This is a genomic window from Nocardia sp. NPDC051756 (assembly GCF_040681495.1).
GTDB lineage: Bacteria > Actinomycetota > Actinomycetes > Mycobacteriales > Mycobacteriaceae > Nocardia.
In genome coordinates this window covers 1,035,368-1,056,288 of record NZ_JBFAYV010000001.1, presented here as the reverse complement: position 1 = coordinate 1,056,288, position 20,921 = coordinate 1,035,368, and the positions used below count along the sequence as shown (strand labels likewise).

At 67.8% G+C, this 20,921-nt stretch carries 18 protein-coding genes; 9 read left to right on the top strand and 9 right to left on the bottom strand.

Features of this window, described 5'->3' with window-relative positions:
- Window positions 1–534: 534 nt before the first annotated feature.
- Together AB0M22_RS05220 and AB0M22_RS05215 are read right to left on the bottom strand one after the other, a co-directional pair.
- A complete protein-coding gene (locus tag AB0M22_RS05220; protein WP_364721273.1) occupies window positions 535–3,207 on the bottom strand; it encodes a GNAT family N-acetyltransferase in 2,673 nt (890 codons plus the stop codon).
- A complete protein-coding gene (locus AB0M22_RS05215) occupies window positions 3,200–4,354 on the bottom strand; it encodes an acetoin utilization protein AcuC (protein WP_364721688.1) in 1,155 nt (384 codons plus the stop codon). The genes AB0M22_RS05220 and AB0M22_RS05215 overlap by 8 nt, the downstream gene beginning before the upstream one ends.
- 312 nt (window positions 4,355–4,666) lie before the next feature.
- On the opposite strand from AB0M22_RS05215, the gene AB0M22_RS05210 reads away from it, so the two are divergent.
- Together AB0M22_RS05210 and galE are read left to right on the top strand one after the other, a co-directional pair.
- Window positions 4,667–5,353 carry an iron dependent repressor, metal binding and dimerization domain protein gene (locus tag AB0M22_RS05210; RefSeq protein ID WP_364721270.1) on the top strand — a complete coding sequence of 229 codons (687 nt, stop codon included), beginning with the start codon at window positions 4,667–4,669 and terminating at the stop codon, window positions 5,351–5,353.
- A 3-nt stretch (window positions 5,354–5,356) separates the two neighbouring features.
- Window positions 5,357–6,337, top strand: a complete 981-nt coding sequence (gene galE / locus AB0M22_RS05205) for a UDP-glucose 4-epimerase GalE (RefSeq protein ID WP_364721267.1) — start codon at window positions 5,357–5,359, stop codon at window positions 6,335–6,337.
- A gap of 510 nt (window positions 6,338–6,847) precedes the next feature.
- Here the strand turns inward: galE and AB0M22_RS05200 are convergent.
- Together AB0M22_RS05200 and AB0M22_RS05195 are read right to left on the bottom strand one after the other, a co-directional pair.
- Window positions 6,848–8,515, bottom strand: coding sequence for a DUF4192 domain-containing protein (locus tag AB0M22_RS05200; RefSeq protein WP_364721264.1), 1,668 nt, complete (start codon window positions 8,513–8,515; stop codon window positions 6,848–6,850).
- A 156-nt stretch (window positions 8,516–8,671) separates the two neighbouring features.
- Window positions 8,672–9,376 carry a sensor domain-containing protein gene (locus AB0M22_RS05195; protein WP_364721261.1) on the bottom strand — a complete coding sequence of 235 codons (705 nt, stop codon included), beginning with the start codon at window positions 9,374–9,376 and terminating at the stop codon, window positions 8,672–8,674.
- A 245-nt stretch (window positions 9,377–9,621) separates the two neighbouring features.
- Between AB0M22_RS05195 and AB0M22_RS05190 the strand changes: the two genes are divergently transcribed.
- The 4 genes from AB0M22_RS05190 (at window position 9,622) to speD (ending at window position 15,634) form a co-directional block, all read left to right on the top strand.
- A complete protein-coding gene (locus AB0M22_RS05190) occupies window positions 9,622–10,575 on the top strand; it encodes a PAC2 family protein (RefSeq protein WP_364721259.1) in 954 nt (317 codons plus the stop codon).
- 35 nt (window positions 10,576–10,610) lie between these two features.
- Window positions 10,611–13,109 carry a DUF3516 domain-containing protein gene (locus AB0M22_RS05185; RefSeq protein ID WP_364721256.1) on the top strand — a complete coding sequence of 833 codons (2,499 nt, stop codon included), beginning with the start codon at window positions 10,611–10,613 and terminating at the stop codon, window positions 13,107–13,109.
- 171 nt (window positions 13,110–13,280) lie between these two features.
- Window positions 13,281–14,381: a type III PLP-dependent enzyme gene (locus AB0M22_RS05180; protein WP_364721253.1), complete on the top strand. Its 1,101-nt coding sequence runs from the start codon at window positions 13,281–13,283 to the stop codon at window positions 14,379–14,381.
- Window positions 14,382–14,389: 8 nt separating this feature from the next.
- A complete protein-coding gene (gene speD, locus AB0M22_RS05175; RefSeq protein ID WP_364721250.1) occupies window positions 14,390–15,634 on the top strand; it encodes an adenosylmethionine decarboxylase in 1,245 nt (414 codons plus the stop codon).
- A gap of 54 nt (window positions 15,635–15,688) precedes the next feature.
- Here speD and AB0M22_RS05170 read toward each other — a convergent pair whose 3' ends face one another.
- From AB0M22_RS05170 to AB0M22_RS05150, 5 genes are all read right to left on the bottom strand, one after another.
- A complete protein-coding gene (locus AB0M22_RS05170) occupies window positions 15,689–15,886 on the bottom strand; it encodes a 4-oxalocrotonate tautomerase family protein (RefSeq protein ID WP_364721247.1) in 198 nt (65 codons plus the stop codon).
- The gene (locus tag AB0M22_RS05165; protein WP_364721244.1) at window positions 15,886–16,620 is read right to left on the bottom strand and encodes an SDR family NAD(P)-dependent oxidoreductase; all 735 of its coding nucleotides are present in this window, start codon (window positions 16,618–16,620) and stop codon (window positions 15,886–15,888) included. Before AB0M22_RS05165 ends, AB0M22_RS05170 begins: the two co-directional genes overlap by 1 nt.
- Before the next feature lie 74 nt (window positions 16,621–16,694).
- Window positions 16,695–17,243, bottom strand: a complete 549-nt coding sequence (locus tag AB0M22_RS05160; protein ID WP_364721241.1) for a TetR family transcriptional regulator C-terminal domain-containing protein — start codon at window positions 17,241–17,243, stop codon at window positions 16,695–16,697.
- A 109-nt stretch (window positions 17,244–17,352) separates the two neighbouring features.
- Window positions 17,353–17,793: a gamma-glutamylcyclotransferase family protein gene (locus AB0M22_RS05155; RefSeq protein ID WP_364721238.1), complete on the bottom strand. Its 441-nt coding sequence runs from the start codon at window positions 17,791–17,793 to the stop codon at window positions 17,353–17,355.
- An 82-nt stretch (window positions 17,794–17,875) separates the two neighbouring features.
- Complete coding sequence (locus AB0M22_RS05150; RefSeq protein WP_364721235.1) at window positions 17,876–18,784, bottom strand: hydrogen peroxide-inducible genes activator; 909 nt, start codon at window positions 18,782–18,784, stop codon at window positions 17,876–17,878.
- A gap of 125 nt (window positions 18,785–18,909) precedes the next feature.
- Here AB0M22_RS05150 and AB0M22_RS05145 point away from each other — a divergent pair, with 125 nt between their 5' ends.
- The 3 genes from AB0M22_RS05145 (at window position 18,910) to AB0M22_RS05135 (ending at window position 20,913) form a co-directional block, all read left to right on the top strand.
- On the top strand, window positions 18,910–19,497 hold the full coding sequence (locus tag AB0M22_RS05145) for a peroxiredoxin (protein WP_364721232.1): 588 nt from the start codon (window positions 18,910–18,912) through the stop codon (window positions 19,495–19,497).
- A 50-nt stretch (window positions 19,498–19,547) separates the two neighbouring features.
- Window positions 19,548–20,087, top strand: coding sequence for a carboxymuconolactone decarboxylase family protein (locus AB0M22_RS05140; RefSeq protein WP_364721229.1), 540 nt, complete (start codon window positions 19,548–19,550; stop codon window positions 20,085–20,087).
- A gap of 151 nt (window positions 20,088–20,238) precedes the next feature.
- Complete coding sequence (locus AB0M22_RS05135) at window positions 20,239–20,913, top strand: PhzF family phenazine biosynthesis isomerase (RefSeq protein WP_364721226.1); 675 nt, start codon at window positions 20,239–20,241, stop codon at window positions 20,911–20,913.
- Window positions 20,914–20,921: the final 8 nt, after the last annotated feature.

Genomic DNA, 20,921 nt, shown 5'->3' with positions numbered 1-20,921 from the left:
ACCTGCCAACGCCGGCCGGTGCCGCGCTCTCCGTCCCCTCCGGGAGCCGCGAGCCGGTCGGCGTGAATCCCGTGTGATCCGCCGATGCGACCGGTGCGGTGAACTCTGGGTACGCATTCGGCGGGCCTGAGGGGTCCGTGAAGCGTCAACAATGCGCTCGGCGGATCATTGCCCGCCCCAACGCGCGCATTCAGTGCAGGGGACCTGTGGGCGTCAACGCGTTTCGCGAAGTTCGTCGCAGCGGCGGGTTCAGTGCGACGCAGTTACGCGAATGCGGCGAGGAGCCGTCGGCGCCATCCTGCGCGACCTGATGGCAGCAGCCGGAGGCGACGCAGAACTCCTGGCTCAACTACCCGACCAATCCGCCCACCCTCTCACTGACCATCCTCGGCCGCGCCGTCGCCCCGAGGCGAATGCGCACCCGAAGCCGTACACCCCCGACTAGCCACCTGGCAATCGTCCTGCTCCACAGGATCTCGACTGAGCTGGTGTGCGCGAGAAGCAGGCCGGAGCGAACCCCGCAGCTCCGGCGGGTCAGCCGAGTCGGCGGGGGCCGGTGTCGAAGCGGCTTGGTTCGGGGCCGATTCGGCCTCGTGCGTAGAGGATTTCGGCTGAGTTGGTGGAGGCCAGGACTGGGTCGAAGGAGAGTTCGCGCATTTCTGGTAGGTCGTCGAAGAGGGCTGAGATGCGTTGGGCCAGTTCGGCTAGGGCCGCTTTGTCTACGCGGGGGCTGGCGGGGGTGCCGGAGAGGAGCGGGGCGGCGCGGGGGGCGTCGATGAGGGCGATTGCTTCGTCGGCGGTGAGGGGTAGGGCTCGGTAGGCGCGGTCGCCGAGCAGTTCGATGATCAGGCCGGAGAGGCCGAATTCGATGACCGAGCCGAAGGACGGGTCGTCTTGGACGCGCAGGACGCAGCCGACGCCCTTGGTGGCCATTTTCTGGATGTGCAGGACCGGGTCGCCGCACAGTTCGGCGAGGTCGGCGTAACCCTGGCGCACGGCTTCCGGCCGCCAGAGGTCCAAGCGGACTCCGGTGAGATCCGGACGGCGACGCCACATTTCGCCGGTGGCCTTCGCGGCCACCGGGTAGCCGAGTTCCTCGGCGGCGGCGACCGCTTCCTCCGCATTGCGCACCTCACGGAACTCCACTACCGAAATGCCGTAGCAGTCGAGCAGTTCGACGGTTTCCAGGTCGGTGAGCCGGCGTCCACCGGATTCGGCGATCCACTGGGCTACCAAACGTCTCGCGCGTTCGGTGTCGATTCCGTTGGGGCGCAGCACCTGCGACACCGGCCGGGTCCGCCACTCCGCGTAGCGCCGGACTCGGGCCAGTGCTCGCGCGGCCCGCTCCGGATCGGGGTAGGAGGGAATCGAACCACGCACCGCTGAAGCACCTACACCGCGGACGGACAGCAGGTTCGGAATGCCTTGCTCGGCAACGAAAGTGGTCAGGATCGGCTTGTTCGCGTCGGGCACCTCCGCCGCCGCGGCGCGAATCGCGTCGGCGAAACCCGCCATCGGCAACGGCACCGGGGGCGCGAAAACCACCAGCACGGAGTCGATTTCATCCGAACGCAGCGCCGCGACCGTGGCGTCGAGGTAAGCGCCAGGAGTCGCCTGTGGACCCAGATTCACCGGGTCGCCGACATCGAGTCCCTCACTCTGCGCCGCATCGACGGCCAGCCAGTTCAGTGCCGCACTGTTCCCCACAACCGCCAACCGAGATCCACCGGGCAGCGGTTGATACCCGAGCAACGCGGCACAGTCGAACAACTCCGAGATCGAGTCGACCTGCACAATTCCCGCCTGCGCGAACAGGTCTCGCACGATCGAGCGATCCATATCGCCGGCCGGTTGGGCCGCATGCCTGCCGCTGCTGACCGCGACGATCGGCTTGGTCCTGGCCACCCGGCGCGCGATCCTGGAGAACTTGCGCGGATTACCGAAACTCTCCAGATACAGCAGGATGACCTCAGTGTCCGGATCGGTATCCCAGTACTGGAGCAGGTCGTTGCCGGACACATCGGCACGGTCACCCGCCGACACGAACGTGGACAAACCGAGATTCCTGGCCGCAGCCTCCCCGAGAATCGCCGCCCCCAACGGCCCGGACTGACAGAAGAATCCGATCCGCCCGCGACCGGGCAGCAGCGACGCCAACGTCGCGTTGAGCGCGACCGAGGGGTCGGTATTCGCGATGCCGAGCGCACTCGGCCCGACCACCCGCATCCCGTGCCCCCGCGCGGCGGCGACCAATTCGCGTTCGGCTTCCCCACCACCGACACCGGTCGTGTCGAAACCGGCGGTGAGCACCACAAGTCCCTTGACGCCCTTGGCCATACAGTCGTCGAGCACCGAACCGATCGCCTCCGGCGGCACCGCGACCACCGCGAGATCCACCTCGTCCGGAATCTCGCGCACCGTCGCGTACGCCCGCACCCCGCGCACCGAGTGCCGATTCGGATTCACCGGGAACACCGGCCCCTGGAACACCCCGGACAGCAGGTTGTTCAGCACCGCTCCGCCCACCCGGCCCGCGCTCGGCGTCGCACCGATGACCGCCACCGATCGCGGCGTGAGCAGATTGCCCACGCTGCGCGCCTCGGAGGCACGCTCCCGCGAATCACGTACGGACAGCAAAGCTTCGGACGGATCAATGGCGAATTCGAGGTGCAGCACCGACCCGTCCCGGCTGCGCTCGACCTGATAACCCGCATCCCGGAAGACCGTCACCATCGTGGTGTTCTCGGCCAGCACCTCGGCGACGAAGGTCTCGATCTTGTTCTCCGCGGCGGCACCGGCCAAGTGCTCCAACAGGATCGAGCCGAGCCCACGCCCCTGATGCCCGTCGGCCACCACGAACGCGACCTCCGCGGACCGCCGCCCGACTCGGTCGAGCCCCTCGTAGCGGCCCACCGCAATGATCGCGGTACCGAGCACCAGCACCAAGCCGACCCGGTCGTGATAGTCGACGTGCGTGGTCCGGTACAGGTCCTTCGGCGAAATCCGCGGGTACGGACCGAAATAGCGCAGATACCGCGTGCGATCGGAGAGCGCCCCGTGGAATTCCTGCAACGCCTCCGCGTCGTCGGGCGTGATCGGCCGCAGCCGGACCACACCACCATCGGAGGCGAGCACGTCGGCGAACCAGTGCTGTGGCGGGGGCGGCGGCACGGCCGGGGTGTCCGGAGTGTCTACGGGGTCAGTCACGAGGGTCCTCCGGGTCCAGGCCGAGCAGTCCGAAACTCGCTCGGCGGGTGGCCAGCACGGCCGTGTCGATGGCGCGTTGGGCGCGGTCCACCCGCGCGTCCCCAGTCTCCCCCGTGCCGCCCGGGCCATCCCACCGGCGGTAGGCGATGTCGCCGCCGTCACCCATGGTGCGCGGCGGATCCACCTGCGGCACCTCCGCCTGAACCTGGTCGATCCAGTCCTGCGGAATCACGGTCTCCGGTGCGATGGTGCGGTCCAGCGCGGTGGCGAGCAGATGCGTCCAGGCCCGCGGCACCACCCGGACCAGCCCGTATCCGCCGCCGCCGACGGCGAGCCAGCGGCCTTCGGCGTACTCGTCGGCGAGGTCGCGCATCGCCCGGAAGGCGGCGCGCTGACCGTCCACCGTGAGTTCGAGATCGGCCAGGGGATCCTCGCGATGGGTATCCACCCCGCACTGGCTGACCACGATCTGCGGACGGAACGCGCCGACCGCGCCGGGCACCACCGCGTGAAAACCGCGCAGCCACTGCGCGTCTCGGGTGCCGGGCAGCAGGGGCAGGTTGATCGCGGTGCCCTCGGCGGCACCCATACCGGTCTCCTCCGGCCAGCCGGTATTCGGCCACAGCGTCGCCGGATGCTGGTGCAGCGAGACGGTGAGCACCCGCGGATCCGCGTAGAACGCCCGCTGCACGCCGTCGCCGTGATGCACATCGACATCGAGGTAGGCGATGCGATCGAAGCCGTGGTCGAGCAGCCAGGAGATGGCCACGGCCGCATCGTTGTACACACAGAACCCGGCCGCCGAGTCCGCCATCGCGTGATGCATGCCACCGCCGATGCTCACCGCGCGCCGGGTCCGCCCCTCGGCGATCTCCCTCGCCGCCGCCAGCGTGCCGCCGACGATCACCGAAGCGGCCTGATGCATGCCGGGGAATACCGGATTGTCCGGCGACCCCAGGCCGTACGGCGGCGCCTGCGGCGATCCGATCGGTGGCGTCGCGTGGTCGACCGCGTCGATGTAGTCGGCGGTATGGATGCGCAGCAGGTCTGCCCGATCGGCCGCTGCGGGTGCCAATAACTCGACACCGTCGAGTAATCCGAGACTTTCGGCGAGCGCCATGGTGAACTTCAGGCGCGCCGGTTTCATCGGATGCTCCGGGGTCCAGGTGTAGTCGAGAAACCGGTCGGTCCAGACGACGGTTCCGCGGCTGCGTTGTTCGCCGGGTGGCGCCGGGTGTTCCCTGCGCGGTGCGGTGGCCATGGTCGCAACGCTACGCGGGAAGGTACGGACCCCGTCGAACGTTGCTATGCAGTAGAAATACAGAGAAGAGCGATCGCGGCCGCAAGCCGTGCGCCGACCGGAATCCCGCATTGCCGCGCACCGCGCGGCGCGACACCGTCCGGCGCAGGGCCGTGTCGGTGTGCGTAGGTAGAATTCGTGCCGACGAAGGGGTAACAGGTGAAAGATCTGGTCGACACCACGGAGATGTATCTCCGTACCATCTACGACCTCGAGGAGGAGGGCGTGGTGCCCCTGCGCGCTCGCATCGCCGAGCGCCTCGAGCAGAGTGGACCGACGGTGAGCCAAACTGTCGCGCGGATGGAGCGCGACGGGTTGCTGCTGGTCGCCGGTGACCGGCATCTCGAGCTGACCGAGAAGGGCCGCGGCATGGCGGTCGCCGTGATGCGCAAGCACCGGCTCGCCGAACGCCTGCTCGTCGACATCATCGGCCTGGACTGGCAGAACGTGCACGCCGAGGCCTGCCGCTGGGAACACGTGATGAGCGAGGACGTGGAGCGGCGCCTGGTCGAGGTGCTCAACCACCCGACCACCTCCCCCTACGGCAACCCGATCCCCGGCCTGGACGAGTTGGGCATCGTGCCGCAGAACCACGCGGAAGAGACCCTGGTCCGGCTCTCGGATCTGCCGCACGGTCAGGTGCACGCCGTGGTCGTGCGCCGGCTGGCCGAGCACATCCAGACCGATCCCGAGGTCATCGGCCAGCTGCGCGAAGCGGGCGTGGTGCCCGACGCGCGCGTCACGGTCGAGAACAAGCCGGGTTCGGTGGTCATCACCGTGCCGGGTCACGACGGTTTCGAGTTGTCGGACGAAATGGCCCATGCCGTTCAGGTGAAGCTGGTCTGACGGGTGAAACTTCTCGTCACGGGTGGCGCCGGGTACGTCGGCGGTGTGTGCGCCCAGGTGCTGCTCGAAGAGGGTCATGAGGTCGTCGTCGTAGACGATCTGTCCACCGGCAACGCCGACGGGGTGCCGTCGGAAGCCCGGTTCGTCGAGGGCGACATCGCGCAGGCCGCGACCGCGCTGGTGGGTGCCGAATCCTTCGACGGTGTCCTGCATTTCGCGGCGCAGTCGCTGGTCGGCGAGTCGGTGCAGCAGCCGGAGAAGTACTGGCACGGCAATGTGGTGAAGACCTTCGAGCTGCTGGAGGCGATGCGCCACGCGGGCACCCCACGGCTCGTGTTCTCCTCCACCGCGGCCGTGTACGGCGAACCCGAACAGGTGCCGATCACCGAGGACGCGCCGACCCGGCCGACCAACCCGTACGGTGCGTCGAAACTCGCCATCGATCACGCCATCACCTCCTACTCGATCGCGCACGGGCTGGCGGCAACCAGCCTGCGCTACTTCAACGTCGCCGGCGCCTACGCCGGCCTCGGCGAAAACCGGGTGGTGGAAACGCATCTCATCCCGCTGGTGTTGCAGGTCGCGCTCGGGCATCGCAAGGCGATCTCGGTGTTCGGCACCGACTGGCCGACCCCGGACGGCACCGCGGTCCGCGACTACATCCACATCCGCGACCTGGCCCAGGCCCACCTGCTGGCCCTGGCCACCTCCGAGCCCGGCACGCACCGCGTCTACAACCTCGGCAGCGGCACCGGATTCTCGGTCCGCCAGGTGATCTCGGCCTGCGAACGCGTCACCGGCCTCCCCATCACCGCCCAGGACGCCCCCCGCCGCCCCGGCGACCCGGCCACCCTCATCGCCTCCAGCGCCCGCGCCATCGCCGACCTGGGCTGGCACCCCGAACACAACGACCTCGACGAAATCGTCTCCGACGCCTGGGCATTCCTCCAGACCCTCGGCGACCGCGCCCATAGCGCCCACTGAGTTCACCGTCTCCGATCGACCGGGGCGGCACGGCCTTCCACGCCGCGCCGCCCCGTTCATTTCCCTATCCAGCGGCACTATCTGGATCCGACGCCCGCAGGCTCGCTCACCGCGTCCACACACTGACCGCAGGCTTCGGCCCGCGGGTGCCCGGCCGCGGCGGGAGTTCGTGTCGCCACAGCAGGGTCACCAACTGTTTGGCCTGCTCAGCAACGGATTCGTCTCAGGTGTCCGACTCCTCGGCTATTCGACCTCGCAGATGACATTCCGCATCGCATTGGCAGACCACCCGTCCCCGGTGGCGCTGACTGCCGCATACCGCCCCGATCACCGACTCCCGGCTCCACCGACGGGCCGACAGCCGGTCGCTGTCACGGCGCTGCCTCGTGCTCCCCTTCGAACTCCGTTGGCACCAACCAGAGTTGCGGCCAGGCACGAGTGGCGAGGATGGCTATTTCGTTCGCCACTCGACGGCAGAGCATCGACCCGCACACCGTGCCGACGCCCGATTCACGGAGTGGGTGAGCCCAGGTCGATACCCAGGTCGGCGGCGGTGTCGTAGCCGCTGCGGGCGAGGCGGCGGAGCTGATCGGGGCGCATGCCGACCATGAGTGAGGCCTCCAGCAAGGTGGCGAGGGGGTGGTCGGGGTCGGCGTCCAGGGCGGCTTCGAGGGCGATGCCGGCGAGCGGGCCGTCGCCGCGGACGTAGGCGCTGTAGCCGAGCAGCGACGCGGCTTCGGCACGGTCGCGACCGGTCAGGGCTCGGGTTAGGGCGGCCCACAGGCCCTCGGCGGCCACGGCGTGGTCGCCGACCGCGAGGGCGAACATGGCGTCGCGGACGGCTCGGTCCCGCAGGGCGGCAGCGAGTTCCGCGAGTTCGGGGATCATGAGCTGGATGCCGGACTCGGTGTTCGCGATCTGCCACAGCACGTAGTCGAGGGCCTGCCTGCTGTAGTCGCTCGGATCTCCGCGGCGCACCGCCCGCGCATAACGGTCGCGGGCCACCGACAGCGCGCCGTCCAATACCGCCGCCACCTGATCGCGCACCTCGACGTCTTCCGCGACCAGTGCGGTCAGTTCGGCGCGGGAGCCGCGAATCTGCCTGCCGTCGAGGACATGCGACAGTGCCACCGACGAGGACGACGGATCCGGCAGCGTCCCATGGCAATCCGGGCCGACCAGACTCCACCATGGCTGCTCCGGCTCGATCGCGCGCACCGCCCAGGCACCGGTCAACGCGATCTCGTGGGTGGCGAGCCGCCGGTCCAGCGCGTCGATCAGCACCTCGAATCGTCCGGTGCCGCACCGTTCCCCGGTCTCCGCGCGCCGCGGCGATTCCACCGCCCGATCGTCGACCACGACGGCAAGCACCTCGGCGATGTCGTCGTGCGCACAGATCTGCAACACGCACTGCGCCACCATCCCCGCCCGCAGCCGGCGCCGCCCACCGTCCTGATCCAGGTCGAACCGCACCACCGCGTCGATGATCGACCCGGTGCCGCGCCCCGAAGACCGCAGCACCAGCACGACCAGCGACCGCTCCGGCGGGAACCCGATCATCGCGGGCACCGCCGCGATCACCTCCCCTGGTTCGTCCACGCACACAGCACAATCCGGCGCATCCGCATCGAACGGCGGGGCCTGATCCGCACAGACCAGCACACGCCCGTGACCGCCCACCTCGTACTCGCTACCCGCAACACTGAAATCCGCGTCCGCCGAATCATCGAATTCCTCGTCGTCACCGAACTCGTCCGCATCGTCGCGGTCCCTGTTCACCCTCGCCTCGACGCCGACCCGAGAGCTGTCCCTTAGCGAGCCGATCCCGTTGGGCAGCACATCGTCCGGACACGTCGCACCGCCCGGCTGCGTGGAATCGCCGACTAGCACCGCGTCATCTGCCCGCAGTACGTCATCCGATGGCACGGTGTGCGCCGGCATTACTGCGTCGTCCGGCACCCCCGCACTATTGAGCCGCGCACGTTCACCGGACCGCAGAAACTCGCACGATCGCAACGCCGCGGCGAGGCTCACCGGCGCTCGGGAAGTCGTCTTGCCGCGGAGCAGCGATGGGCGTGAGCAGAAGAGTTCGTCCTTGGGCTTGGTCGCGCCCTCGGAGGAGGAATCGGCCTGTGCGTCAGCAGGACCAGAGGAAGGGGGGTTCGCGGGAGTAGTCATGGCGTCGAGAGTGCTCCCTCCCACTCGCACGCCCGCCGCGCTGACCAGGCAATTCGCTCGCCCTGTGGAATTCTCGGAGGCTGTGGACAGACCATCCTCAGCAGCCTATTTCGACCGCCCGGAACGTCAGCCCAGCCTGCTACCGTGCCCGGCCGGCTACCCCTTCTGCACCCGCTGCACAGCCGTCGTGAACAACTGATCCACCGCCGTCATATCCGGCTCAGCACCCGAAAAAGACATATACGTCACAGTGATTCGCACATCACCCACCTGCCCGGCCAACGTCCGCATCGCCTGTTTCAACCCGGCCCCACCGACATCCGGCTGCACAGTCCGCCGAAACGCCAACGTGTCATCCGCATCGATCGGCGGCGCCGGATCCAGCTCGGTCGTCACGGTCGTCATCGCCGCACCCCGGCTCACCTTCACCGACCCGCACTGCGTCAACTGACTCCGCAGCATCGCGAGCGGCTGCTCCGTCCGCGTCAATTCCACTGTGATCGTCGCCCGCGCAGCATCATCGGTCCCGACCGCGATCGCCGTCTTGTCCACCCCGAACTCCTGCTGCGGCGGCACACAACTCTCCGGCTGCACCCGCCCACCCCGCCCGATCCCGGTCAAATCCCCCGCCGCCTGAGCCGCCGCCTCGGCGGGCAACACCACCGCCGGATACCGCGCCGGAAACTGCCCTGGCTCCACCAGCAACGCCGGCAACGCCGCACCCACATGCCGCGAAACCACGGTCTGCTCCCCTGCGACCGGATGCCCGGCCACCGTCGACCCGCACCCGGCGAGCAGCGCAAAACACGCTGCGGACATGGCGATGCCCGCCCCCTTGCGCGCCGAATCCGCCACAGTCACCCACCCCACTGTGCCAAACTCCCGATGCCCACCCGCGATGCCACGCCGCCGCACCGGGAATGCGCGGGGCGCCGACGCTGTTGCCTCGTCGTATGGGTCGGTGTCCGGCCGAGCGCGGTGGCTGTCACCCATATGGGGGACAATGGACATGGTTCCCGTCTCGGACGCTGCTCGTCTCGAATGACTTCGGTGTCGAAGACCGAGCATCACCCGTGCCGCAGGAACCGCGCAGGAAGGAGCACGCGATGGACCACGAGTCGCGAATGTACGAACTGGAGTTTCCCGCTCCACAGCTGTCGTCCGACGACGGCGAGGGTCCGGTCCTGGTGCACGGACTGGAGGGCTTCACCGATGCCGGGCATGCGGTGCGGCTGGCCACGACGCACCTGCGCGAGAGCCTGGAGAGCGAACTGGTCGCCTCGTTCGACGTGGACGAGCTGCTGGACTACCGCTCGCGCCGCCCGCTGATGACGTTCAAGACCGATCACTTCTCCGAGTACGCCGAGCCCGAGCTCAACCTCTGGGCCCTGCGCGACACGGCGGGCACCCCGTTCCTGCTGCTCGCGGGCATCGAACCGGACCTGCGCTGGGAGAAGTTCACCACCGCGGTGCGCCTGCTCGCCGAACAGCTCGGCGTGCGCCGCAGCATCGGCCTCAGCGCCATCCCGATGGCGATCCCGCACACCCGCCCGCTCGGCGTCACCGCACACTCGTCCGACCGGGACCTGATAGCCGAACATCAGCGCTGGCCCGGCGAACTCCAGGTGCCCGGCAGCGCGTCGTCGCTGCTGGAATACCGGATGGCCCAACACGGTCAGGAGTCCGTGGGCTTCTCGGTGCATGTGCCGCATTACCTGGCGCAGACCGCGTACCCCGAGGCCGCGCAGACCCTGCTGGAGAACGTCGCCGACAACGCAGGCCTGGAGATCCCGCTCGCCGCGCTCGGCGAGGCGGCGGCCAGGGTCCGCGAACAGGTCAACGAGCACATCGCCGGAAACTCCGAGGTGGAGACGGTCGTGCACGCGCTGGAACGCCAGTACGACAGCTTCGTCAGCGCCCAGGAACGCCAGTCGAGCCTGCTCGTCGGCGACGGAGAACTGCCCAGCGGCGACGAGTTGGGCGCCGAATTCGAACGCTTCCTGGCCGAGCAGGGTGGCTACGAGGGCGAAACCGGCCCGGAGACAGGCGAGCAGCGGTAACAACCCTGCGGGCGCCAGCCCGTAGGGTGTTCGGAGTGGATCTGACCGAGCTGCTGGAGATACCGGGAACCGACGCCGACGCCCTCTACGAGTCCTTCGGGGCGTGGGCCGCGGAGCAGGGCACCCCGCTGTATCCGGCGCAGGACGAGGCGCTACTCGAATTAGCGTCCGGGTCCAACGTCATCCTCGCGACGCCGACGGGTTCGGGTAAGTCGCTGGTCGCGGTCGGCGCGCACCTCATCGCGCTGGCCCAGGGCAAGCGCACCTACTACACCGCCCCGATCAAGGCGCTGGTCAGCGAGAAGTTCTTCGCGCTGTGCGAGGTGTTCGGCGCGGACAAGGTCGGCATGGTCACCGGCGACGCCGCGGTCAACGCGGACGCGCCGATCATCTGCGCCACCGCGGAAATCCTCGCGAACCTCGCCTTGCGCGAGGGTTCGGCGGCCGACGTCGGCCAGGTCGTGATGGACGAATTCCACTTCTACGCCGACCCCGACCGCGGCTGGGCCTGGCAGGTCCCGCTCATCGAACTCCCCCGCGCGCAGTTCCTGCTGATGTCGGCCACCCTCGGCGAGGTCGACTTCTTCGCCGAGGACATGCGCCGCCGCACCGGCCGCCCGTCGGCGATCGTGGCCGGCACCGAACGCCCGGTCCCGCTGACCTTCTCCTACGCGCGCACCCCCATCACCGAAACCCTGGAAGAACTCGTCACCACCCACCAGGCCCCGGTCTACGTGGTGCATTTCACCCAGGCCGCCGCGCTCGAACGCGCCCAGGCGCTGACCAGCGTGAACTTCGCCACGCGCACCGAAAAGGACGCCATCGCCACGGCTTTGGGCGAATTCCGGTTCGCCTCCGGCTTCGGCAAGACGCTCTCGCGACTGATCCGGCACGGCATCGGCGTGCACCACGCGGGCATGCTGCCGAAGTACCGCCGCCTGGTCGAACGCCTCGCCCAAGAGGGTCTGCTGAAGGTGGTCTGCGGCACCGACACGCTCGGCGTCGGCATCAACGTCCCCATCCGCACGGTGCTGCTCACCGGCCTGACCAAGTACGACGGCGTGCGCACCCGCCGGCTGAAAGCCCGTGAGTTCCATCAGATCTCGGGCCGCGCGGGCCGCGCGGGTTACGACACCATGGGCACGGTCGTCGTGCAGGCGCCCGAGCACGAGGTGGAGAACACCCGCCTGCTCGCCAAGGCCGGCGACGACCCGAAGAAGCAGCGAAAAGTGGTGCGCCGCAAGCCACCCGAGGGTTTCGTCTCATGGAGCGAGGAGACCTTCGACCGCCTCGTCGCCGCGCAACCGGAGCCGATGGTCTCGCGCTTCAATGTGACGAACTCCATGCTGCTCAACGTGATTGCCCGGCCGGGCAACTGCTTCGACGCCATGCGCCACCTGCTCGAGGACAACCACGAGCCGCGCCCGGCCCAGCGCAGGCACATCCTGCGCGCCATCCGCCTCTACCGCGCGCTGCGCGACGCCGGCGTGGTCCAGCAGCTCGACGAGCCCGACGCGCAGGGCCGCCGCGCCCGCCTCACCGTCGACCTGCAACGCGACTTCGCCCTCGACCAGCCGCTGTCGCCGTTCGCGCTGGCCGCCTTCGAGCTGCTCGACAAAGACGCGCCCGGCTATACCCTCGATGTGGTGTCCCTCATCGAATCGACCCTGGAGGATCCGCGCCAGCTGCTGATGGCTCAGCAGCACAAGGCGCGCGGCGTGGCGATCAATGAGATGAAGGCCGACGGCATCGAGTACGACGAGCGGATGGAACTGCTCGAAGAGGTCACCTGGCCCAAGCCGCTGGCCGAGCTGATCGAGCCCGCGTTCGAGACCTACCGCGCCGGCCATCCGTGGGTGTCGGAGTTCGCGCCGTCACCCAAGTCGGTGGTGCGCGACATGATCGACCGCTCGATGACCTTCGCCGAGCTGATCTCGTTCTACGAGCTGGCCCGCTCCGAGGGTGTCGTGCTGCGCTACCTCGCCGACGCCTACCGCGCGCTGCGCCGCACCGTGCCCGACGCCGCGCGCACCGAGGAACTCGACGACATCACCGAGTGGCTCGGCGAACTGGTCCGCCAGGTCGACTCGAGCCTGCTCGACGAGTGGGAGCAGCTCACCAACCCCGGCGCGGAGATCGACGCCGACCAGCTCGCCTTCGGCGCCGAGACGGTGCGCCCCATCTCGGCCAACGAGCGCGCGTTCCGGGTGATGATCCGCAACACCATGTTCCGCCGGGTCGAGCTGGCCTCGCTGCGCCGCTGGGATCTGCTGGCCGACATGGGCACCGGGCCGGACTGGGAGACCGATCTGGCCCCGTATTTCGACGAGTACGAGCGCATCGGCATCGGCCAGGACGCGCGCGGACCGCAACTGTTCCAGATCGAACGAAGACCCGGTTTCTGGCAGGTGCGTCAGGTCCTCGACGACCCGGCCGGCGATCACGGCTGGTCGATCGTCGGCGTGGTGGACCTGGCCGAGTCCGATGCCGCCGGTGAGGTCGTGTTCGACGAAATCACGGTGTCCGCAGGCTGACCGCACCGCCCGCCCCACCCGAATCACTACAGAATCCATACAGGTCAGCGGCTGTCTCCTACCCGTTAGCGGGTGCTTCGCTGGGGTGCCGCCGACACGAGGTTTGACGGATTCGTTTCTGGGTAGGGGCCGCTGATACTCTCTCCGCTGCTGCCAAGCGAAAGATCAACTATGCCCGAATCACCGTTTCTTGTCATCTATCCCGAGCGAGTGCGTGCGAACTTCCACGCGCTCCATGCCGCCATGCCCGCGGCAAGGATTCGCTTCGCGGTCAAGGCAAGTCCGGTGCCGGAGATCATCCGAGCGCTCGACGAGGAAGGCGCCGAGTTCGATGTCGCCAGCATCGGCGAGATCGAGCTGTGCCTCGCGCTCGGCGTCGAACCGGACACGCTCTGCTACGGCAACCCGATCAAGAAGGCCGCCGACATCGCCCGCGCCTACGCGCTGGGCGTGCGCCGGTACGCCTTCGACACCGAGGACGACCTGCTGCGCATCGTGGAGCACGCGCCGGGCTCGGAGGTCGAATGCCGGTTCCTCGCTTCGGCTCCCGAGTCGCGCACCCCGTTCGGCACCAAGTTCGGCTGCACGCCGGGCGAGGCGTTCCGGCTGCTGGTGCGGGCGCGGGATCTGGGGTTGATCGTCGGCGGGCCGTACTTCCACGTCGGATCCCAGCAGCTCGATCCGGACGCCTGGCGGATCGGTATCGAGCAGGCGGGCCGGATCGTGGAAGCGCTGGCCGACAAGGACATTCACGTCCCGTCGGTGAATATCGGTGGCGGACTGCCGATCGCGTACGCCGATCCGGCGCCCGCCCTCGCCGAGATCGCGGCGGTGATCAACGCCGCCGCGACCGAATTCTTGCCCGGGACCGCCGGATTGGTGGTCGAACCCGGCCGCGCGCTGGTCGGTTCCGCGGGCATCATCCACGCCGAAGTGATCGGCGTGCGCATTGCGCCGGACGCCCGGCGCTGGGTGTATCTCGACATCGGCCGCTACAACGGAATGGCCGAGACCGAGAACGAGTACATCGCCTATCGATTCGTCACGGATCGGGACGGTGACCCTGTCGACGAGGCAGTGGTGGCCGGTCCGACCTGCGACGGAGACGATGTACTGTATCAACGCACGCGAGTCCTCCTACCGACCACGTTGCGAGCCGGTGATCGCATCCAGATCCTCGACACCGGCGCCTATACCGCGAGTTATTCGTCGGTGTCCTTCAATGGTTTTCCGCCCTTGACCGTTCATGTCTCGGGCGCTGAGCGAGAGTGAGTTTGCCCATGACGGCGGATTTCACCGGCTGGCACGTGCTGGCCGAGTTCGGTGGTGTCGACGCGACCCTTTGCGACGACCTCGAACGACTCGAATCGGCGTTGCGCGAGTCTTTGATCGCGGCGGGCGTCACCATCTGCGATGTCGTACACAAGAAGTTCGATCCGCAGGGGGTGACTGTCCTCGCGCTGTTGTCGGAGTCTCACGCCTCGATTCACACCTATCCGGAGTCCGGCGACATCTTTGTCGACGTCTTCACCTGCGGCAGTATCGGCGCAGGCGCGTCGAAAGCTGTCGAGCATCTACGAGATAAGTTGTCTCCCAAAGATGTTCGAATGCAGGTCATCCGCCGCGGGCACGGCTCGCAGTATTCACCCACCCCGTCGGCTCCGCCGACTGCCGACCCCCAGCGGATCGAGGAACCGGTAGGCGCGGGCCTGACCCGCATCTGGGACCTGCACGAGATCATCGTCGACACCCATACTCCGTTCCAGCACATGGTGATCGCGCGCACCGAGCAGGGCATCAGCCTGTTCTCCGACGACGATCGCCAGTCCACGGAGTTCTCCCAGGTGACCTACCACGAGGCGATGATGGTCCCCGCCTTCGCGCTGGCCGAGAAGCTGGAGAAGGTGCTCATCATCGGTTCCGGTGAGGGCGTGGCCAGTCAGATGTCGGTCGAGGCCGGCGCGTCGCTGGTCGATCACGTCGACATCGATCAGCTCGAGGTCGAGCTGTGCGCCGAGCACCTGCCCTACGGCTACACCACCGACGAGCTGACCGCGGCGGTCAAGGGTGAGGGCCCGATCAAGGTGCACTACGCCGACGGCTGGGATTTCCTCGCCGAGGCCGCCGAGGCGGGCACCCGCTACGACGTCATCGTGATCGACCTGCCCGACGAGCGGGTCGAAGACGCGCAGCACAACCGCCTCTACGAGTCGGAGTTCCTGTCCCGATGTCGGGCCCTGCTCGCCCCCGGTGGCGTGCTGAGCGCCCAGGCGGGCTGCGCGACCATGTGGCGCAACGAGACGTTGAAGCGTTCCTGGAACCGCTTCCACGAGCAGTTCGACACCGTCGTGCAGTACGGCAGCGACGAGCACGAATGGACGTTCCTGTTCGGGCGCAACGAGCGGATGGACGACCCGGTGCAGGCCATGACCGATCGTCTGGTCACGCTGCCCTACCGGCCGGAGACCGTCGACGCGCGGGCACTCGTGCGCGGCGCGATCGAGCCGTACGCCCTGCGCGTATAGAAACCGAACGCACCGGCCCCCAAGTGTTTTCACTTGGGGGCCGGTGCTGTTCGGTCAGCGGTTGCGGTAGTCCTCCACGTTGAGGCCGCCGACGCCCCAGTTCGCGAGGTCGACCTCGTCGATGACCACGTAGGTGGTGGCCGGGTCCTTGTCGAGGACTTCATGGAGTAGGTCGGTGACGCCTTTGATCAAGCGCGCCTTCTGTTCCCGGGTGACGCCCTCGTCGGTGACCTTGATGTTGACGTACGGCATCAGGCGGCCCGCCCGGAGATGAAGCCGCCGTCGACGGGGAAGATATGGCCGGTGGTGAACTCGGCGTCCGCGAGATACAGGACCGCTGCGGTGGTTTCGGATACCTCGCCGATCCGGTTCAGCAAAGCCAGTCGGCCGGAAGCGGTTTCGTCGCCGTCGCCGAACAGCGGGGTACGGATGATGCCGGGGGCCACGGCGTTCACCCGGATGCCGTCGGCCGCGAGTTCCGCGGCGAGGCTGGTGGTCAGCGCGTGCACGCCGCCCTTGCTGACCAGTGCGGCCGAGGCGGGCAGCCCGGCCAGCGCGTGGTTGATGAGCACGGTGCCGATGTTCACGATGCTGCCGCCGGAGCCCTGCTGCTTCAGCTGCCGCACCACCGCCTGCGTGGTGAAGTACGTGCCCTTGAGGTTGCCGTTCAAGTAGCTGTCGAGGTCCGCCTCGGTGACGTCCACGAACGGCTTGGCGCCGAAGATTCCCGCGTTGTTCACCAGCACGTGCACGCCGCCGAAGCGTTCGACCGCCGCCTCGACCAGCGCGGAACCCGTTGCGGGAGCGCCGATATCGCCCGCGAACGTGGCGAGCCGCTCGGGCGTGCCGAGCGCCGCGGCGACGTCGGCGAGCTTGCCCGCGTCGCGTCCGTTGAGCACCACATTGTCCCCGCGCTCCACGAACGCACGGGCGATATCCTGCCCGATCCCGCTGGAGGATCCGGTCACGATCACCGTCTTTGTCATATGCTTCTCCTTCTATTGATACGACCGGTCGTCTTGGAATGGACATGAAAAACGACCCGATAGGAAAGCCCAGTTCAGGGCAGGAAGTAGTCCCCCAGTAAACGATCCAAACACTTGTTCAGCGGCGCCATCGTCCGGTCGATCTTCATCCGGATCACCGCCCCCTCCCAGGATTCGAGCAGCAGATCCGCCAGGTCGGTCGCGTCGATGTCGCCGCGAATCATCCCGAGCCCCTGCGCTTGTCGCAGTTGCTCGGCCACCCGGTCCCGCCACGCGCCCCACGCGCTGGACAACGACTCCCGAAGCAGCTCACTGCCTTCCAGCTCCCCGCCCAGATTCGCGATCAAGCATCCGCCGGTGAACTCCGCCTCGACGAAGTCGTCCATCAGCCGGCCGAAGAACGCCCGCAACCCGCTCACCGGATCCGGCGCCGCCCCGAACGCCTCGGTCAAATTCCGCTGCACGCAGAGCGAATGATGCTCGATCACCGCCCGCCCGAAACTCTCCTTGCTGTCGAAGTAGTTGTAGAACGACCCCTTCGGCACGCCGACCTTGTCCAGGACCTGCTTGATCCCGGTCCCGTGATACCCACTCGCCAAGAACCCGGCAGCCCCCTCCTCCACCAGAAGCTGCCGAGTGTCTCCACTCCGTCGCGGTCGCGCCATATCCTGAATATACGACCGGTCGTCTACAAACGCCAATCGGGACCTTTACCGGCCTCGGAGCAGGGTCCTATAGCCCGCGCCGCCAGTCTGCGCACTGGGTGACGAAGTCAGGGAGATAGGTGGCAGTGAAATGATCCGGATACCAATCATCTTGTGCGACAGCGGCCGTCCAGATGTAGGTCCAGACCGGATTCGTAGAGGCCGCCAATTGAATTGCCCGGAGGTCGTATTCGTCGTCTTCGAAGGCGTCGAGGATCCCCCACTCCCCCGCGGTGAGGCCGGTGAGCAGGATCCCGTTCGCCACCGCTTCGGGCTCCGGAACGAGCCCTGGGTACAGGCGGTCGGGTAACACCGCGACTCGCCAGCCGGGCGCGACGGCGGGCACCTGGTTCGGTACGCGGTCGATCAGGACCTTCAGCACCTCCGGGAATCGCAACGTCCCGTAGACGAACAGCGAATGCCCCTGCGCCGCACATTGTTCCCATCGCCTCGACGTCGGCGAATCCATCCGCAGCTCCTCCCGATCCGCACACCTGCGCCGGTCCATCATCGCAAGATCGACGCCGAAACCGCCTGGCGTCCAACGTTTCCTACATCGGACGCTGGGTCCGAATGATCGCCGCCAGGTACTCGTAATCCTCCGCCCGGGCGGTAGACGTGCGGTAGGCGAGGCCAACGGTACGGCCGGGCGCGGGCGTCGCGAAATGCGCGGTATCCAGTGTGCCGCGGGCAGTTTCGGAGGCAACCGCCATTTCGGGGATGAGCGTGACACCGAGTCCGCCTGCGACACACTGCACTACGGTCGCCAACGACGCGGCCCGGGTGTCGCCGACCGCGGCCGGATGGATCTCGGCGGAGCGGCACAGATCCAGGGTTTGGTCACGCAAGCAGTGCCCCTCGTCGAGCAGCAGCAGCGGCAGCGAGTCGAGCACCGACGGAGCGAGATCGGTGCGGCCGGCCAGCTCGTGCCCGCGCGGGGTCACCAGCACGAATTCCTCGGTGTACAGCGGAATCTCGACCAGGCCGGGCACCTCGGTCGGCAGCGCGAGCAGCGCCACATCGAGCACGCCGGTGCGCAGCCCGTCCAGCAGCCGCGCGGTCTGATCCTCGATGACCTGCGGGTGGAGCGCGGGTAACTTCTTCCGCAATTCCGGAAGAAGACCCGGCAGCACATACGGAGCAACCGTCGGAATGATGCCCATCCGCAAGGTGCCGCCGAGACCGTCACCGGTCGCCGACGCGACGAAACGGTCCGCCGCCTCGAGCGTCGCCACCGCCTTCGGCAGCAACCGCATCCCCGCGGCGGTGACGAGCACCCGTCGCGTGCTTCGCTCGATCAGTTGCAGTCCGAGCCCGTGTTCAAGTGCCGCGAGCGCCTGCGATAGCGTGGGTTGGCTCACACTGAGCCGCGCTGCGGCAGTGCCGAAGTGGCGGTATTCCGCGACCGCCACGAACGCACGCAGCTGTGACAGGGTCGGCTGATAAGTCTGATCGGTCACGGCTATCAGTGTAGTGCGACTGATCACCTTTACCTTTCAGCAGCCCTTCGGCAAGATCGCAAGTGAGCTTTTCTGCTTTTCTGCACAGTGCTAGCAAACCCATCACAGAACTGAGGAGATTAGGCATGGCCTTGCTGACCATCGGCGACCAATTCCCGGCATACAACGTCACCGCTGTCATCGGTGGTGATCTGTCGAAGGTCGACGCTCAGCAGCCTGACGACTACTTCACCACGATCACCAGCGACGATCACGCGGGCAAGTGGCGGATCGTCTTCTTCTGGCCGAAGGACTTCACCTTCGTGTGCCCGACGGAGATCGCCGCGTTCGGCAAGCTCAACGAGGAATTCGCGGATCGTGACGCGCAGGTGCTCGGCGCCTCGGTCGACAACGAGTTCGTGCACTTCCAGTGGCGTGCCCAGCACGAGGACCTGAAGACCCTGCCGTTCCCGATCCTGTCCGACCTCAAGCGCGAATTGGCCGCTGCCACCGGCGTTCTCAACGCCGACGGCGTCGCCGACCGCGCGACCTTCATCGTCGACCCGAACAACGAGGTGCAGTTCGTCTCGGTCACCGCGGGTTCGGTCGGCCGCAACGTCGACGAGGTGCTGCGGGTGCTCGACGCGCTCCAGTCCGACGAGCTGTGCGCCTGCAACTGGAAGAAGGGCGACCCGACCATCAACGCGGGCGAACTGCTCGCCGCGAGCGTCTGACACCCATCCCGAAGCACGAAAATCTTTGAAACAGAAGAGGATAGAGATACATGAGCATTGAGAACCTGAAGAACTCCCTCCCCGAGTACGCCAAGGACCTCAAGCTCAATCTGTCATCGCTCGCGCGCACCACCGTGCTGAACGAACAGCAGCTGTGGGGCACCCTGCTGGCGTCGGCGGCCGCGACCCGGTCGGCGACCACGCTGCGCGAGATCGCCGAAGAGGCGGCGGATGTGCTGTCCGAGCAGGCGTACAACGCCGCGCTCGGCGCCGCCTCGATCATGGGCATGAACAATGTGTTCTACCGGGGCAAGGCGTTCCTCGGTGGACGCTACGACGACCTGCGGGCCGGTCTGCGCATGCAGATCATCGGTACCCCGGGGGTCGACAAGGCCGATTTCGAGCTGTGGTCGTTCGCGGTCTCCTCGATCAACGGCTGCGGGCACTGCCTGGAGGCGCACGAGCACACGCTGCGCGAGGCGGGCGTGTCCCGTGAGGTGATCTTCGAGTCGCTGCGCGCGGCCGCGATCGTCGCCGGTGTCGGCCAGGCCGTGCAGTCCACCGAAACGCTGGCCGCCGCTTCGGTCTGAGCAACCCCGCGCAGAGGCCGTCGACGGTCCGTCCAACGGACCGTCGGCGGCCTTTGCCGTACGCTGCCGACCAGCGACGACGCCGCGCTGAACGCGGACTGTGGGCTACGCGACAGCCTCGTGTCGGACCTGGCTAGTAGGCTCGGCAACCATGGGCACACAGGTTGACGTGGTGCGAGTATTCACCGATTCCGCCGGTCGATTCGGCAACGAACTGGGCATCGCGCGCGCCGCGGACGTGCCCGAGGCCGAGCGCCAAGCACTCGCGGCGAAGGCCGGATACAGCGAGACCGTCGTGGTCGAAGACCCGGTCGACGAGGTCGCCCGCGTACGGATCTACACCCCCGCCGTCGAGCTGCCGTTCGCCGGACACCCGTCGGTGGGCACCGCGTGGTGGTTCGCCGAACAGGGCATCCCGGTGCGCCGGCTGACCGTCCCCGCCGGACCGGTCGCGGTCGAGTTGACCGAGGGCCTCACCTGGATCACCGCGCGCGGTGAATGGGCGCCCGACTTCACCTTCCACCAGATCGAAGACCTCGATGAACTGGCAGGCCTGCGCCCGGACGACTTCACCGGCGGCCCGCACTACTTCTGGGCCTGGACCGACCAGAACCGCGGCGCCCTGCGCTCGCGAATGTTCGCCCCCACGTTGGGCATTGCCGAAGACGAGGCGACCGGCGCGGCGGCCGTCGCCATCACCGCGCTGCTGCGCCGCGGCCTGGTCATCACCCAGGGCAAGGGCTCCCAGCTCTTCACCGCCTGGGATTCCGACGGCTGGGTCCGCCTCGGCGGCCGCGTGGTCGCCGATCAATCAGTGGAGATCTGAGCGCGCCG

Bases quoted from the DNA above. Each gene is read 5' to 3' on its own strand.
- AB0M22_RS05155 (WP_364721238.1), bottom strand. From the start codon at position 17,793: ATGGATTCGCCGACGTCGAGGCGATGGGAACAATGTGCGGCGCAGGGG.
- speD (WP_364721250.1), top strand. From the start codon at position 14,390: ATGACGGCGGATTTCACCGGCTGGCACGTGCTGGCCGAGTTCGGTGGT.
- AB0M22_RS05215 (WP_364721688.1), bottom strand. From the start codon at position 4,354: ATGAAACCGGCGCGCCTGAAGTTCACCATGGCGCTCGCCGAAAGTCTC.
- AB0M22_RS05145 (WP_364721232.1), top strand. From the start codon at position 18,910: ATGGCCTTGCTGACCATCGGCGACCAATTCCCGGCATACAACGTCACC.
- AB0M22_RS05190 (WP_364721259.1), top strand. From the start codon at position 9,622: ATGGACCACGAGTCGCGAATGTACGAACTGGAGTTTCCCGCTCCACAG.
- AB0M22_RS05200 (WP_364721264.1), bottom strand. From the start codon at position 8,515: ATGACTACTCCCGCGAACCCCCCTTCCTCTGGTCCTGCTGACGCACAG.
- AB0M22_RS05135 (WP_364721226.1), top strand. From the start codon at position 20,239: ATGGGCACACAGGTTGACGTGGTGCGAGTATTCACCGATTCCGCCGGT.
- AB0M22_RS05140 (WP_364721229.1), top strand. From the start codon at position 19,548: ATGAGCATTGAGAACCTGAAGAACTCCCTCCCCGAGTACGCCAAGGAC.
- AB0M22_RS05165 (WP_364721244.1), bottom strand. From the start codon at position 16,620: ATGACAAAGACGGTGATCGTGACCGGATCCTCCAGCGGGATCGGGCAG.
- AB0M22_RS05180 (WP_364721253.1), top strand. From the start codon at position 13,281: ATGCCCGAATCACCGTTTCTTGTCATCTATCCCGAGCGAGTGCGTGCG.
- AB0M22_RS05170 (WP_364721247.1), bottom strand. From the start codon at position 15,886: ATGCCGTACGTCAACATCAAGGTCACCGACGAGGGCGTCACCCGGGAA.